The organism is Citrobacter gillenii (genome assembly GCF_013337685.1).
Classification (GTDB): domain Bacteria; phylum Pseudomonadota; class Gammaproteobacteria; order Enterobacterales; family Enterobacteriaceae; genus Citrobacter; species Citrobacter gillenii.
The window spans coordinates 60,921-76,049 of the sequence record NZ_SUQN01000008.1 but is presented as its reverse complement, the minus strand read 5'-3'; the positions used below and the strand labels follow the sequence as shown (position 1 = coordinate 76,049).

At 51.4% G+C, this 15,129-nt stretch carries 11 protein-coding genes; 8 read left to right on the top strand and 3 right to left on the bottom strand.

Annotation, left to right across the window (positions count from 1 at the left end):
- Window positions 1–31: 31 nt before the first annotated feature.
- The 3 genes from FCH32_RS19060 (at window position 32) to FCH32_RS19050 (ending at window position 4,243) form a co-directional block, all read left to right on the top strand.
- On the top strand, window positions 32–1,216 hold the full coding sequence (locus FCH32_RS19060; RefSeq protein WP_174361353.1) for a YgeY family selenium metabolism-linked hydrolase: 1,185 nt from the start codon (window positions 32–34) through the stop codon (window positions 1,214–1,216).
- Between the two features lie 69 nt (window positions 1,217–1,285).
- A complete protein-coding gene (locus FCH32_RS19055) occupies window positions 1,286–2,878 on the top strand; it encodes an N-acyl-D-amino-acid deacylase family protein (protein WP_174361352.1) in 1,593 nt (530 codons plus the stop codon).
- 78 nt (window positions 2,879–2,956) lie between these two features.
- A complete protein-coding gene (locus FCH32_RS19050; protein WP_146717357.1) occupies window positions 2,957–4,243 on the top strand; it encodes an MFS transporter in 1,287 nt (428 codons plus the stop codon).
- 110 nt (window positions 4,244–4,353) lie between these two features.
- Here the strand turns inward: FCH32_RS19050 and FCH32_RS19045 are convergent, their stop codons facing one another.
- Together FCH32_RS19045 and FCH32_RS19040 are read right to left on the bottom strand one after the other, a co-directional pair.
- On the bottom strand, window positions 4,354–5,493 hold the full coding sequence (locus tag FCH32_RS19045) for a hypothetical protein (protein WP_174361351.1): 1,140 nt from the start codon (window positions 5,491–5,493) through the stop codon (window positions 4,354–4,356).
- Window positions 5,494–5,943: 450 nt separating this feature from the next.
- The gene (locus FCH32_RS19040) at window positions 5,944–6,402 is read right to left on the bottom strand and encodes a GNAT family N-acetyltransferase (protein WP_174361350.1); all 459 of its coding nucleotides are present in this window, start codon (window positions 6,400–6,402) and stop codon (window positions 5,944–5,946) included.
- Window positions 6,403–6,527: 125 nt separating this feature from the next.
- On the opposite strand from FCH32_RS19040, the gene pdxR reads away from it, so the two are divergent.
- Window positions 6,528–7,997, top strand: a complete 1,470-nt coding sequence (gene pdxR / locus FCH32_RS19035; RefSeq protein WP_174361349.1) for a MocR-like pyridoxine biosynthesis transcription factor PdxR — start codon at window positions 6,528–6,530, stop codon at window positions 7,995–7,997.
- Between the two features lie 163 nt (window positions 7,998–8,160).
- Here pdxR and FCH32_RS19030 read toward each other — a convergent pair whose 3' ends face one another.
- Window positions 8,161–9,015, bottom strand: coding sequence for a MurR/RpiR family transcriptional regulator (locus tag FCH32_RS19030; protein ID WP_096756047.1), 855 nt, complete (start codon window positions 9,013–9,015; stop codon window positions 8,161–8,163).
- 292 nt (window positions 9,016–9,307) lie between these two features.
- On the opposite strand from FCH32_RS19030, the gene FCH32_RS19025 reads away from it, so the two are divergent.
- The 4 genes from FCH32_RS19025 (at window position 9,308) to FCH32_RS19010 (ending at window position 15,045) form a co-directional block, all read left to right on the top strand.
- Entirely contained in the window at window positions 9,308–10,813 is a 1,506-nt protein-coding gene (locus FCH32_RS19025) for a CoA-acylating methylmalonate-semialdehyde dehydrogenase (RefSeq protein ID WP_115257691.1), read from the top strand.
- An 11-nt stretch (window positions 10,814–10,824) separates the two neighbouring features.
- Window positions 10,825–12,750, top strand: a complete 1,926-nt coding sequence (gene iolD / locus FCH32_RS19020; RefSeq protein WP_174361348.1) for a 3D-(3,5/4)-trihydroxycyclohexane-1,2-dione acylhydrolase (decyclizing) — start codon at window positions 10,825–10,827, stop codon at window positions 12,748–12,750.
- Between the two features lie 340 nt (window positions 12,751–13,090).
- Window positions 13,091–14,077 carry an inositol 2-dehydrogenase gene (gene iolG, locus FCH32_RS19015; protein WP_096756050.1) on the top strand — a complete coding sequence of 329 codons (987 nt, stop codon included), beginning with the start codon at window positions 13,091–13,093 and terminating at the stop codon, window positions 14,075–14,077.
- 38 nt (window positions 14,078–14,115) lie between these two features.
- Window positions 14,116–15,045, top strand: coding sequence for a substrate-binding domain-containing protein (locus FCH32_RS19010; RefSeq protein ID WP_096756051.1), 930 nt, complete (start codon window positions 14,116–14,118; stop codon window positions 15,043–15,045).
- The last annotated feature ends 84 nt before the right edge of the window (window positions 15,046–15,129 follow it).

The window sequence follows — 15,129 nt, the reverse complement described above, 5'->3', positions numbered from 1 at the left end:
ATTCCTGATTGAAGTTATAACGGAGAAAACCATGTTATCTGCAAACCGTATTGAAGAAGTGATTAAGAATTGCCAGGCACTGATCCAGCAGAAAAGTTATTCCGGTCAGGAAGGGGAAGTGGTAAATGCAATAAAAACAATGATGGAGCATTACCAGTTCGATGACATTCACGTCGATAAATACGGAAATATTGTTGGCGGTATTGTCGGCAATAAACCAGGAAAAACGCTGGTGCTGGATGGACACATTGATACTGTGCCCGTGAATCCGGAAAAGTGGACCCACAATCCGTACGGTGGCGACATTGAGGACGGTAAAATTTATGGCCGCGGCACGACGGACATGAAAGGCGCTGTGGCGGCGATGATCTCTGCCGTCGGATTTTTCGGCCAGGATAATCAGCGTGAGTTTGCCGGTAAAATCTACGTGGCCTGCATCGTACATGAAGAGTGCTTCGAAGGGATCGCCGCCCGTCTGGTCAGCGAACGCTATAAACCTGACTATGTGATTATCGGCGAAGCATCCGAATTAAACCTGAAAATTGGTCAGCGTGGCCGCGCTGAAATTGTGGTTGAAACGTTTGGCAAACCGGCGCACTCCGCTAATCCGCAGGCAGGTATTAACGCGGTGTACAAAATGGCGCAGCTGATCGACAAAATCCGCACCATTACTCCGCCAACGCATCCGGTGTTAGGGCCTGGCATTCTGGAACTGACGGACATTAGATCGTCGCCGTATCCGGGTGCATCTGTGGTGCCAGATTACTGCCGTGCGACCTACGATCGCCGTCTGCTGGTGGGCGAAACCAAAGAAAGCGTCATTGCGCCACTGGAAAGCGCATTGGCCGAGCTGGTCGCTCAGGATCCACAATTTAAGGCCAGCGTTTCCTACGCTGTAGGCCAGGAGTCCTGCTATACCGGCGCGACCATTGAGGGCGAGCGTTTCTTCCCTGGGTGGGTTTACGAAGAGTCCGACGAGTTTGTGCAGGCCGCGCTGGCCGGCGTGCGTGCGGCAGGGTTTGAACCGACCATCACCCAGTATTCCTTTTGCACGAACGGTAGCCACTATGCGGGCGAAGCGGGCATCAAAACCATCGGTTTTGGCCCATCGCGTGAAAACCTGGCGCACACCATCGATGAGTTTATTGAAATCGATCAGCTAACCGGTTCGGCCAGCGGGTATTACAGCATTATCCAGACATTGTATCGCCATTAAAAAAATAAAGATAAAACCCTCTTACCCTACAGGCGGTGCAGTTTATCTGCACCGCAATGGAGAATTACGATGAAAACCATTTTCAAAAACGGAAATGTGATCGATGGGACGGGCAGCGAAGGCAGGATTGCCGATGTGATGGTTGATGACGGTCGTATTGTGGCGATCGGCCAAATTGATGCTGGTGTAAATGAACAGGTTATTGATGCAACAGGAAAAGTAATTTGTCCTGGCTTTATTGATACCCACACACATTCTGATTTGTCGGCAATTATTAATCCCGCACTGTCGGCAAAAATTCGTCAGGGTATTACCACGGAATTACTCGGACAGGATGGCGTGGCACTTGCGCCGTTGCCTGAGGAATATATTCCGGCCTGGCGTAAAAATATTGCCGGACTGGATGGCGATACCGACAAAATTGACTGGAAATACAAGAATACGGACGGTTATCTCAATTTGTTGGCCTCTCGTCACCCGGCCACTAACCTTGCGTATCTGGTCCCGCATGGCAATGTGCGTATGGAAGCGATGGGGCTGGATGGGCGACCTTCCACCCGTGAAGACGTGGCCAAGATGTGCGAGGTCCTCGAGCGGGAGTTAAAGGCTGGAGCATTTGGCCTGTCCACCGGGCTTATCTATATGCCGTGCGCTTTTGGCGATACCGCTGAGATGATTGCGCTGTGCAAGGTCACGGCGAAATACAACGGGATCTTCGTGGTGCATCAGCGCAGTGAAGCCGACGACATCATCAACTCCACCCAGGAACTGATCGATATCGCTAAAGCAACCGGCGTCTGGCTGCACATTTCGCATATGAAAGTCTGCGGCAAGAAAAACTGGACGCTGATTGATCGGATGCTGGGCATGCTGGAGCAGGCGCAGGAAGAGGGGATCCGCATCTCTTTCGATCAGTATCCATACGTCGCGGGCAGCACCATGCTTGGTGTGATCCTGCCACCGTGGGTCCATTCGGGTGGAACCGACAAGCTGCTTGAACGTCTGGCCTCGCCTGAACTGCGGGAGAAGATGATCGCTGATATTCAACAGGGCATTCCGGGCTGGGATAACTTTATTGATTTCGCCGGTCTGGATCAGATTTTTGTTACCAGCGTGAAGACAGAAAAAAATCAGGATGCCGTTGGCCTGAACCTCGTCGAGTTGGGTGAACTGCGTGGTAAAGATCCGTACAACGCCACCTTTGATCTGCTGTTTGAAGAAGAAAATGCCGTTGGGATGGTCGATTTCTACGGCACGGAAGAACACGTAATTAAGTTCCTCTGCCGCCCGGAACAGAACGTCTGTACCGATGGCCTGATGGGCGCAGGTAAGCCGCATCCGCGCGTGTTCGGTGCTTTCCCTCGTGTACTGGGTAAATATGTGCGGGAAGAGGGCTGTCTGACCTGGGAAGCGGCAATCCGTAAAATGACCGGAAAACCTGCCGAGGTGTTGGGCTTGCAGGATCGAGGGCTGATTAAGATCGGTTATGCTGCGGATATTGTGATGTTCGATCCGTACACCATTACCGATAAAGGCACATTTGTTGAACCTAATCAGTATCCTGAAGGGATCGAACTGGTGATGGTCAATGGACGTATTGCTTTAATTAATGGCATAGAGAGCTATGCCTGTAGCGGTACTGTTATTAGAAAACAATACTAATAAATAACGCGCAACACGCGTTGATCTCTCGCGACCATTTATAGCCGCGAGAGATCACTACACCCCAAGGACATCACAATGAACCAACAAGCATCTTTACCTTCAGGTAAACCAAAGACATGGAAAGCAAGATATACCGTCCTGTCATTAATCTGGCTGGCATGGCTGCTTTCTTTTCTCGACCGTATGGTGATGAGCGTTTCATTACCGTATATCGGTAAAGATTTAAATCTTGATACCACGCAACAAGGTTTAATTATTAGCGCCTTCTTTATTGGTTACGCGGCATTTCAAATTCCCGGCGGTTTATTGGCGGATAAATTTGGCTCGCGTAAAATTATGGCCATTGGCATTGCCTGGTGGTCAATTTTCACCAGCTTAACCGGTGCGGTACTGACGCTTCCTCTGATGCTGGCCGTCCGCTTCTTATTTGGCATCGGTGAAGGGTGCTTCCCGTCTGCGTCCTGGAAGATGATCTCGACCTACTTCCCGTCAAAAGAGCGTGGTCGTGCAACGGCGATTCAGTCGACGGTGAATACCTTAGGCCCGGCGCTGGCGGTGGTGGTTGCGGCGAGCATCATCGGGGCATTTGGCTGGCACATGGTCTTTATCGTGCTCGGTATTCCCGGTCTGTTTATTGCGGCGGGTATCTATTTCTTTACCCGGGACAACCCGAAAGATCACCCGGCTATTACGCAGCAGGATCTGGCGGAACTGGCGGCTGACGATCAAGGTAGCCAGCAAAGTACCCGTGCCGTTGCGTTCAAAGACGTGCTCAGAATGCCCGTGCTATGGCAGATGGCGGCTATCTGGTTCTTGTTTGATATCACCTTCTGGGGCTTCTCTACCTGGCTGCCAAGCTATTTGATCACCGTCCGTGAGTTCTCACTGGCGAAGACCGGTGTGATGGCGGCGATTCCATTCCTGTTTGGCGCATGTGGCACATTGATCGGTGGATATTGCTCCGACAAATACAAGTCGTTGCGTAAGATGTTCTACGTTGTGACATCCGTTATTGCCGCAGGTTTCCTGTATTTGACCTTTAGCGTAAGCAGCGCGGATATGGCGGTGGTTTACCAGTGTATTTCAGCACTGTTTATGTTCTTCGCCATGGCGACATTCTGGGGGATTTTGATGGACACTATTCCCAGCAACATCATGGGTCGCGCATCCGGCATCGTTAACTTTGGTGGACAAATGGCAGGGGTGGTTTCCGCACCGGTCATTGGTTGGTTAATCCAAAGCAGCGGCGGCAGCTACAACAGCGCATTTATCTTTATGATTGCGGCATTGATTTGTTCGGCAGTGGTGACGCTGACCGTGAAAAACTCCCACGCTATTGGTGCATTACCCAGTCAAGCCTGATTAATGTTTGTCTCCTGTGGCTCTGGTGTGCCAGAGTCACAGGGGGGCCGGCCGCGTTCCCTACTGATGTGTTTTGTTGTTTACGCATGACGTTCACGTGCACTGGTGCACTACATCAATCTCTTAATTGAATTCTCTAATGAAAATAACACTGGGTGTTTTAAACCACAAAAATAAGACGTAGCGTTGTTTATTTTCTCCAGGTTGGGATAGGTCATGCCGTTTCTATTTTTAGAGAAACATGCAGTATAGACATCCATATGGTTTAACACTTCAGTATTTAATGGTCTGGCCTTTGTGTATATCTCTGTGGCGAAAGCACTGCATTGACTACAGTTGCAATGACATGTGGCGTAATCAGTAGAGATGATACAATTATCATTGTCTAGGTTAAATCCTAATTTCCTTCGTCGAGTATAGGCATCCATTATTCCTCTGGCTTCATGTTTCAACAACATGTTTGCCCATTCACCTCTTTTTAAATAGGGTGATAGTATATAGCTCAGTAACAAGATAGTTCTTTCATTTACCGTAGGGTAGACGTTTACGGTGTTCATTTGTTTAGTTTTGATGATGAAATAGGAAGCTATTATAAAACCAAGACAACGGGCGGTGCCGATTTCCAGATCTCTATTTCGTTTGTGTGTAGTGTCATTACCGCTTAAGGGCATAAGTGAGTTTTCGAAAGCTAAAAAATCAGCAATAAACGCCATAGTTCTGATGTAGGACGGTTGATGTCCATTGTGCTGAAAAAACGCATGATGACTGCATATTAGATGAACCAGTTCATGAAAAAAAACAAAGTTCATAAAAGATTTTGCTGTGTTCAGTGCGACGTCTACTGATTGAGTATCAACTCTATTGGCAATCATACATAGAGCCGTATCTGCTAATGCCGTGTGCTTAAAGATCGTGGATAAATCGAGGCTGATATTTAAGTTGTAGGTTCCTGCAACAATAATTACCCAAGAGTAGAATCTCCGGTTAATTGCAATAAATGCAGTATCATCTATGATATTTATCTGGACTAATGGTTCATTCTCATAAACAAACCCCCAAACAGATGTTCGCACAGGGATTAAGGCGTTTTGTCCTAGCCAGGCGTTGAGTGTTAAATCAAGCTCAGTAAAAGAATACCAGGTAATATCGGTGTCAATATCTGCCGGGGAACACCAGGATTGATAAGGCCAGGAGTCAGGCATGTTATCCGGGAATATAACATTGTTTAATGATTCTCGTATTTGATTCATTTTACTCTACACCATCAATCAATTTCTTCGTTTACTACCAGCAAGGCAACATGCGTTGCAATTCTGGTATCCTGTTTCTCTCCTTAAATGATGAAAAAATGCTTGATCGAAATTGTTATCACCCGAAAGTATGAAAATGCATATTGCTGATATGTTTTCTGCACACCGAACGATGCTGTCCAGGCGGTTCGTTCATGGGATATTCCTGCTATATATATGCGTAAAAACAAGTGTAGGATAGTTTGTCATGGAAATAAAATTCATAAAAAATCAAACGTTGGCAACACATTGAAAAATAATATTTGTTTGTATTATTAATCTTATAATATATAGGAATATGTCGTTTTCCCGTGCGGATAAGGCGCTTAACGGCTCTGGTTACCCAGCGGCGCGGCCTCGTATTCTGCGGCCCTGTGAGAGAGCCGCAGATGGCCTCATCTGCCGTTTATTTTACATGCGATATTCGATCATCCCGCTTTTGCTGGCAACCCAGTCATAAAGGCGCTGCCCGCGAAGGTTCGTTTCATGGGTGTGCCAGTATAATCTTGGAGCATGGCGTTTACGGGCGTGCCGCTGAACATGCTCGATAAGCTGCTTACCGATGTGTTTGCCCCGGGCATCTTCGCTAACAAACAAATCTTCCAGATAGCAATAATCTGACTCAGACCATGTTGAGCGATGGAAGAGATAATGTACCAGGCCGACAATTTTACCGTCCGACTTCGCGACAGCACAAAAAATGGGCTCCACGGGATTGAGAAAACGTTCCCAGGTTAATTGTGTTACCTTTTCTGAAATGTTAGTACGATAAAAAATCTGGTAGTTTAGCCATAGAGGAAGCCAGCTGGCATAGTCTTGTTGTGTGACGGGCTCGAGAGTAATGGGTGTATCAGTATTTTGGTTACTCATAGTTCTCCTGATAGGTTTAGCTAGCGTGTTTTGTATTGTGGTTATCCTAAATAATGTTTGAATCACCGCAAAGAGACACTTTGTATATATTGATAGGATCCACTTTTACCGTAAGAGTGAACGTCATGAAAAAAAACACGGCACCTTTATTTCAGGAGCTTTTTTTAGCAAACGGCGTTATTAAGGAACAGGTCTATTACGCTCTGCGTAACGCTATTGTGGAAGGACGCTTAGCGTCAGGTACGAAGATACCCTCATCCCGGGCATTGTCCGAGATGATGTCAATTTCACGCAACTCGGTTATTGCCGGTTATGACCGTTTATTAGACGAAGGGTATATTCTGACGCGCAAAGGTGCTGGAACATTTGTCACACAAAATATTCCTGACCGAAGCATAAGTAATGACTATCCTAAAATGAGGCCGGAGGATGAGCTGCCGTCAGAGGGGCAGGTTAATGCCGACATCGCGGCTGTGCACGACTTGTGGCCAGGGGATTATGAAGGGCGTGAACCCAATCGACTCTTCGCCATTGGCGTGGGGTGTACCGACCTCTTCCCTCATACCTTATGGGGAAAGTTGCTGGGACGAGTCTGGAGACAATCCCGGCATCAGTTGGGTTCTCACACCAGTCCCTGTGGTTTTCATCCCTTAAGAAAAGCGGTTTGCCACTATATTAAAACGACTCGGGGCGTTAACTGCAGTGAAGATCAAATTATCATCGTCAACGGTATTCAGCAGGCATTAAATATTACTGCGCGGGCGCTGCTTTCAAAAGGAAATGAAGTTTGGCTGGATGACCCCGGGTATAAAGGTGCGCGTGGGGTATTTATGTCAACAGGGGTAATAGTAAGACCCGTGCAGGTAGATAACGAGGGAATGAATGTTCAATATGGTATTACTCATTTTCCTCACGCAAAATTGGCCTATGTCGTTCCTTCAGATCAATATCCATTGAGCGGAACGCTGAGTTCATCGCGGCGACTTGAATTACTGGAATGGGCTAAGTTGAATCGGGCATGGATATTTGAAGATGATTATAATAGTGAGTTTCGTTATGCCGAACGCTCTTTGCAAGCATTGCAAGGATTAGATCAGCATCAGCGGGTCATCTATGCCGGGACATTCTCTAAAATGATGTACCCAGAGTTTCGTTTAGGCTTTTTAGTGGTCCCACCCGGTTTAAAAGAACAGTTTGTCGTGACGAAATATTTTTCAGATATTGGAACCAGCTATCTTGAGCAGGCTGTACTGGCGAGTTTTATTGAAGATGGGCACTACGCCAGTCATGTTCGTCGAATCCGTAAGGCGTGTTACGAGAGAAGGGCCGCATTGGTCAATGCTATTCAATACTATCTTGCCGATAAAATGACTGTTCAACCTTCTGATTCCGGTGTGCATATTGTGTGCTGGCTGCATAATACGTTGACGGGAAAGGATGTTGAGGAAAAAGCCAGAATGCTTGGCATGGGAATACAATCACTGAGCCATTATTATCATGGGGAAGCTGCTCGACAAGGGGTTATGATTGGTTTTGCAAATCATCCACCCGCGGCTATTGTTGACGGTATTCGCCGTCTGGCACAGGTCATTTAGCCGACGTTTCTGTTTTTATTATGCGAAATGAGCAACGTCGCCGTTAAGGCAAGTATGCAAAATCAGCGCGTAAGATGATTGCGCTCGCGGCGTGCCAGATACCTGTTTATTGGACAACATGCTATCCGGCATTCGTCGCGATGGAACGGCCTGGTTGCCATACTTACCCAGCAGAACGGCTTTTTTCGTTGCTGCCATCACCTAATTTGTACGCCAGCGCTACCACTAACGATTGCACCAGACACAGCGTGGCAGACTGCGATCGAAAGGCGTCGACCTGCGCCTCTTTCACCACAAAGCAGAGATCGCTGAACGTTGCCAGCGGGCTGATCTGGCTGTCGGTGATGACTATCTGACGAGCACCGGCATTCGCTGCCGTTTCACTGACCATCACGGTCTCTTCTGCGTATGGCGAGAAGCTAATCGACACCACGATGTCGTTCGCTTTAATGCGGTTTATCTGCTCGCGCAGCATTCCCCCCATCCCGTCGAGCAGAATAGGGCGGCACTCAAGATGGCTCAGGGCATAGGTGAGATAGGCGGCTACGCTAAATGAGCGGCGCAAACCTGCGATGTAAATCGTGTCGGCATCTGCCAACAGTTGTACTGCACGTACCAGCATTTCGGGTTCAGCGCGGGCCGCCAGCTGCTGTAAGGCCTGCGCATTCGAACGGGCAAATTCCTGCAGGATGTCCAGCGGGGTTTCCGGCACCGCTTCACTTTCCATTTCACGAAACAGTCGTGCGCGGTCGCTGTAGCTGGCGGTCTCTTCCACCAGGTTCATACGAAACAGTTGTTTCATTTCGTTGAAACCGGAGAAGTCAAAGGCATTAGCAAAGCGGATCAGCGTCGATGGCGGTACTCCGGCACGCTCGGCAATGACGGCAACCGTATCGAAGGCCACGCTATTGGTATTATCCAGCACATAGCGGGACACCTGCTGCAGCCTCTTGCTCAGGCTATCGTAGCGATCGCGGATTTGCTGCTGCAGCTCGTTCAGGCTGGTTGCTGTCGTCATTTTACCTCCTGTTACATCGTTTTATGATTCTAAACGCAAAGCCGCGTCTTTTAAATGTTGATGATTCAATTGCTGTTAAAAATGAAACAAAAGCTTCAATCCTCGCTTCGTGTGAAATACACGGATAGCCAGATTATTCTGGCAATGCTGCTTGTTAACATAAAAATCCATCCTTGATCACATTAATCAATATTTGTTTTATTTCAACTTAAAATGGAATATTTGTTTCATATATAGTACACAGAGAACAGTGTTCAGGTAACAGCCACGTATCAACAGCGAGAGGTTAAGGATGGAGACGGTAGCGAATTTTATTCACGGCGAATGTGTCACCGGTTCAGGCCAGCGTGTGCAGGCAATCTTCAACCCAGCCACCGGCGAACAAATCCGCCAGGTGGTGATGAGTACGGTACAGGAAACCGAGCAGGCCGTTGCGGCGGCGCATGAAGCCTTTCCTGCATGGGCGCGCTATTCTCCGCTAAAGCGTGCGCGAGTGATGTTCCGCTTTAAGGCTTTGCTGGAAGAGAACATGACGCGACTTGCCCGCTTAATCAGCGAAGAGCATGGCAAAGTGTTCTCTGATGCCGTCGGCGAAATCACCCGAGGTCTGGAAGTGGTGGAGTTTGCCTGTGGCATTCCTCACCTGCAAAAAGGTGAGCACTCAGCCAACGTGGGAACGGGCGTCGATAGCCACTCGCTGATGCAACCGCTCGGTGTGTGCGTAGGGATCACGCCGTTTAACTTCCCGGCGATGGTGCCGATGTGGATGTTCCCCATCGCGCTGGCGACCGGCAACACCTTTGTGCTGAAGCCGTCGGAAAAAGATCCTTCTCTGGTGCTCGAACTGGCAAAACTGCTGCAACAGGCGGGGCTGCCGGACGGTGTGTTCAACGTGGTTCAGGGCGATAAAGCGTCGGTAGACGTGCTGCTGACCGACCCGCGGGTTCAGGCCGTAAGCTTTGTCGGTTCAACCCCCATAGCCGAATACATTTATCAAACTGCATCGGCTCACGGTAAACGCTGTCAGGCGCTCGGTGGGGCAAAAAACCACTGTATTTTAATGCCGGATGCCGACATGGAGATGGCCACCAGCGCCATTATGGGCGCAGCTTATGGCGCGGCAGGGGAACGCTGCATGGCGCTTTCCGTCGTCCTGGCCGTCGGCGATAAAACGGCAGATGAACTCTGTGCCCGACTGGAACAACAGATTGCGGCGCTGCGCGTCGGGCCGGGCCTTGACCAGACGCCGGAAAATGAAATGGGACCGCTGATCTCCTCGGTGCACCGCAGTAAAGTACTCGGCTATATTGATAGCGGTGAATCTCAGGGTGCCCGTTTGCGCGTTGACGGTCGTGGCTTTAGCGTCAAAGGTCATGAGCAGGGCTACTTTGTCGGGCCGACGTTGTTCGACAAGGTCACGCCAGAGATGACCATTTATAAAGAAGAGATTTTTGGACCGGTACTTTCTGTGGTGCGGGTAGCAGATTACGCCAGCGCGGTGGAACTGATTAACCGTCATGAATATGGTAATGGCACGGCTATCTTCACCCGTGACGGCGGCTGCGCGCGTCGCTTCTGCGAAGAGGTTCAGGCCGGGATGGTTGGGGTAAACGTCCCGATCCCGGTGCCGATGGCGTTCCACAGTTTTGGCGGCTGGAAACGCTCTATCTTTGGTGCGCTTAACGTTCACGGCAACGACGGCGTGCGTTTCTACACCCGAATGAAAACCGTCACCGCACGCTGGCCGGAAATGCAGCAGGACACGGGCGCGGCGTTCTCCATGCCGACATTGGGCTGACAGGAGGAGCTATGCAAACCGAACGTATGACCATGGCCCAGGCGCTGGTCAAATTCCTCAATCAACAGTATGTCTGCGTTGATGGACATGAAACGCCCTTCGTGGAGGGCGTGGCGACCATCTTTGGTCACGGTAATGTGCTCGGAATCGGCCAGGCGCTGGAGCAGGATGCCGGGCATCTGAAGGTGATGCAGGGATGTAATGAGCAGGGAATTGCGCATATGGCGACAGGGTTCGCCAAACAGCATCGCCGACAGCGTATTTGGGCCGTGACATCGTCGGTAGGTCCCGGAGCGGCCAATATGGTGACGGCGGCGGCGACCGCCACGGCGAACCGCATTCCGCTGCTGCTGTTGCCGGGGGATGTTTACGCCAGCCGCCAGCCGGACCCGGTATTGCAGCAGATTGAGCAGTATCACGATCTTAGCATCAGCACCAACGACTGCTTCCGTCCGGTCTCTCGTTACTGGGATCGCATTAACCGTCCGGAGCAGTTAATGAGTGCAATGCTAAGTGCGATGCGAACGCTTACTGACCCCGCAGATACTGGCGCAGTGACGATTTGCCTGCCGCAGGATGTGCAGGGTGAGGTCTGGGCGTATCCGCTTAGCTTCTTCGCGCGCCGTGTTCACTACATTGAACGCCGACCGCCTGACCCTCAGCGTCTGGAGAGGGCCCGGGCGCTGATTGCGCGTAAACAGCGCCCGCTGGTGGTGTGCGGTGGTGGCGTGCGTTACGCCGGCGCACATGAGGCGTTTCGTACGTTTGTCGAGACGCTGCATCTGCCGTTTGCTGAAACCCAGGCCGGAAAGGGCGCGCTGGTAAGTGACCACCCACTTAACCTGGGCGGTATCGGCGTGACGGGAGGTATGGCGGCGAATCAACTGGCAACCCAGGCCGATCTGGTTATTGGCATTGGCACTCGTCTCACCGACTTTACCACCGGTTCGAAAGCCTTGTTCTCGCACCCGGACGTGGAATTTCTGCTGCTGAACGTGGCGGAATTTGACGCTTTAAAGCTGGATGCTACCGCGCTGATTGCCGATGCCCAAACCGGGTTGACCGCGTTAACGCAGGCCATGACGGCGTATCGTAGCCGTTGGGGAGATGAGATTGCTGTCGCGCAATCGGCCTGGCGCGAAGAGCGCCAGCGTTTATGGACGCGCGACTGGCGTCCTGATGATGTGCCCGAAGTGGCAGGGCATCTTGATGCGCAACTGGCGGAATATGGCGACACGCTCAACACCCGCCTGACCCAGACGCGGGTACTGGGGCTTATCAACCAGCATATTGAAGATAACGCCATTGTGGTGGGCGCGGCCGGTTCGTTACCGGGGGATTTACAGCGACTCTGGCAAGTTAAAACGCCGGACAGCTATCACCTGGAATACGGCTATTCCTGTATGGGGTACGAGATTGCCGCCGCCGTCGGGGCCAGGCTGGCAAAACCACAGCAGCCGGTGTACGCCATGGTGGGCGATGGTTCGTACATGATGCTGCACTCTGAGCTGCAAACTGCCGTGCAGGAGGGCATAAAAGTCACCATTCTGCTGTTTGATAATGCCAGCTTTGGCTGCATTAACAATCTGCAGATGGGCCATGGGATGGGCAGTTTTGCTACCGAAAATCGCCATCGCAACCCGAAAACCGGGCGGCTGGACGGGCCGCTGGTGAAGGTCGATTTTGCCCAAAATGCCGAAAGCTACGGCTGTCGTGCGTGGAAGGTTCATGATGAGCAAAGCCTGCTGGCGGCGCTGGCGGCGGCACGTGCGCATCCCGGCCCGACGCTACTGGACATCAAAGTACTGCCGAAAACCATGACCCATGATTACGCCTCATGGTGGCGAACCGGCGATGCGCAGATGGCTGAATCACCTGCGGTACGCCAGGCCGCAGAACAGACGCTAACGCAGCTGAAAAACGCCCGTCAGTACTGAGGTAGAGTCATGCCGGATGGCGCTGAGCTCACCCGGCCTACGGACTATGGTTAACGGCCGGATAAGGCATTAGCACCGCCATCCGGCAATCCTCCATAACGAAATTTTCATTTCATTTCTCCTGGTTTTTCACACGTTGCCCTCTTCCCGACCGGAAGAGGGCGAATTTCCCTATCTGGCACCCGTCGATGTTGTGATATTGATAACAGATTTTGTCTCACTTATCTCAAAAGTGTTAACCCGCACCCAAAAACATAATTTTCACTATTTATAAAAATGAAATAAATGTTTTATTTATAGTGTCGTTAGTTCATCGCATTCACCAACACCGGGAGCCGTTATGTTTAACATTGCTTTACTGGGCGCTGGCCGAATTGGCCAGGTACATGCAGCTAACATTGCCAGTCACAGTGCCACCACACTCTGGTCCGTTGTCGACCCGAATCAGGAATTTGCCACCCGTCTTGCCTCGCAATATCAGGCCCGTTTGCAGAGCCTGGATGAGGCGATGACTGACCCGAATGTTCATGCCGTGCTGATCGCCTCCGCCACAGATACCCACGCGGATCTGATTGAACTGGCTGCCCGTCACGGCAAGGCCATCTTCTGCGAGAAACCGGTACATCTGGACCTGGCCCGCGTTCGCGATTGCCTGAAAGTGGTCAAAGAGTACGACGTACCGCTGTTTATCGGTTTTAACCGCCGCTTCGATCCGCAGTTTCGCCGCGTGAAAACGGATGTGCTGGCCGGGCGTATCGGTAAGCCGGAATCCCTGCTGATCATTTCCCGCGACCCGTCACCGCCGCCGGCTGAATATGTCCGTGTGTCCGGCGGGATGTTCCGCGATATGACTATCCATGATTTTGATATGGCGCGTTTTATCATGGGAGAAGAGCCGGTCTCGGTATACGCCCAGGGCAGCAACCTGGTCGACCCGGCGATTGGTGAAGCCGGGGACATCGATACCGCGTTTATCGTCCTGAAATATGCCTCTGGCGCGATGGCGACCATCGTCAACAGCCGCCGCTCTGCTTACGGTTATGACCAGCGCCTGGAGCTGCACGGCTCTGAAGGGCTGCTGTGTGCGGGCAACATTCTGGAAAATCAGGTGCAGCACTATGGCAAGACCGGCTGCACCAGTGCCCTGCCGGAACATTTCTTCCTGCAACGCTACAAATCAGCTTATGCCGCGGAATGGGAACATTTTGTGGCCGTGCTGCGTGGCGAAGCGGTCCCGGATTGCAGCGGTGATGACGGTGAGCGTGCGCTGTACCTTGCGGATAAAGCGCTGGAATCACTGCACAGCCAGCGTGAAGTTCTCCTCTGATTGTTATACCCAACCCCCCTACACAGAGAGACATAATAATGAAAAAACTGATCTTAGCTGTCCTCATCGCCATGACCTCCGGGACAGCAATGGCTGAAAACGAACAGATCGTGTTCAGTACGCCAAACCTGGCGATGCCGTTTGAAGTCCACATGCAGCGCACGGCGGTAAAAGCCGCAAAAGAGATGGGCGTAAATCTGCAGGTTCTTGACGGGCAGGGTAGCTCGCCGAAGCAGGTCGCTGACCTGGAAAACGCCATCACCCGTGGGGCGCAGGGATTTATCGTCTCCCCCAATGATGTTAACGCCGTCTCCAGCGCGGTAGATGAAATCCAGGATGCAAAACTGCCGGTTGTCACGCTTGATCGCTCCGTTGACAGCCAGAAGAAAGTGCCGCACTTCGGTGCCAACAACTACAAAGGTGGCCAGGTGATTGGCGACTTTGTGAAAACCAAATTCCCTGAAGGGGCGGACATTATTCTGCTCACCGGCCAGCCGGGATCGTCTTCCAACATTGAACGGACCAAGGGTATTCGCGACAGCCTGAAAGCGGGTGGCGAAAAGTACAAGATCGTCGCCGATCAGACGGGTAACTGGATGCGTTCTGAAGGGATGCGCATTGTTGAGAGCGTACTGCCTTCGTTGCCGAAACGTCCGCAGGTGATCCTCTCCGCTAACGACGACATGGCGCTGGGGGCCATTGAAGCGCTGCAAGCCCAGGGGATGAAACCCGGTGAAGTGCTGGTAACGGGCTTCGATGCGGTGCCGGAAGCGCTGGCGCGTGTGCGTGATGGCTGGATGGCGGTGACGGCGGATCAGCGTCCTGGCTTTGCGGTCACCACGGCGATGAGCCAGCTGGTCGCCAACGTGCGTGAGAAGAAGCCGATCACCGGCGCGGACTATCCGCCAACGCTTATCACCAAAGAGACCCTGCAGCAGGCTGAGCGTATTAACGAGGCCGGTAACTAATTTATACACGTCATCCTTCAAGCTGCCTCTGTGTTGGCTGCATCTGCTCACCCCAGTCACTTACTTGAGTAAGCTCCTGGGGAT

Bases quoted from the DNA above. Each gene is read 5' to 3' on its own strand.
- iolG (WP_096756050.1), top strand. From the start codon at position 13,091: ATGTTTAACATTGCTTTACTGGGCGCTGGCCGAATTGGCCAGGTACAT.
- FCH32_RS19050 (WP_146717357.1), top strand. From the start codon at position 2,957: ATGAACCAACAAGCATCTTTACCTTCAGGTAAACCAAAGACATGGAAA.
- pdxR (WP_174361349.1), top strand. From the start codon at position 6,528: ATGAAAAAAAACACGGCACCTTTATTTCAGGAGCTTTTTTTAGCAAAC.
- FCH32_RS19030 (WP_096756047.1), bottom strand. From the start codon at position 9,015: ATGACGACAGCAACCAGCCTGAACGAGCTGCAGCAGCAAATCCGCGAT.
- FCH32_RS19025 (WP_115257691.1), top strand. From the start codon at position 9,308: ATGGAGACGGTAGCGAATTTTATTCACGGCGAATGTGTCACCGGTTCA.
- FCH32_RS19055 (WP_174361352.1), top strand. From the start codon at position 1,286: ATGAAAACCATTTTCAAAAACGGAAATGTGATCGATGGGACGGGCAGC.
- FCH32_RS19060 (WP_174361353.1), top strand. From the start codon at position 32: ATGTTATCTGCAAACCGTATTGAAGAAGTGATTAAGAATTGCCAGGCA.
- FCH32_RS19045 (WP_174361351.1), bottom strand. From the start codon at position 5,493: ATGAATCAAATACGAGAATCATTAAACAATGTTATATTCCCGGATAAC.
- FCH32_RS19040 (WP_174361350.1), bottom strand. From the start codon at position 6,402: ATGAGTAACCAAAATACTGATACACCCATTACTCTCGAGCCCGTCACA.
- iolD (WP_174361348.1), top strand. From the start codon at position 10,825: ATGCAAACCGAACGTATGACCATGGCCCAGGCGCTGGTCAAATTCCTC.
- FCH32_RS19010 (WP_096756051.1), top strand. From the start codon at position 14,116: ATGAAAAAACTGATCTTAGCTGTCCTCATCGCCATGACCTCCGGGACA.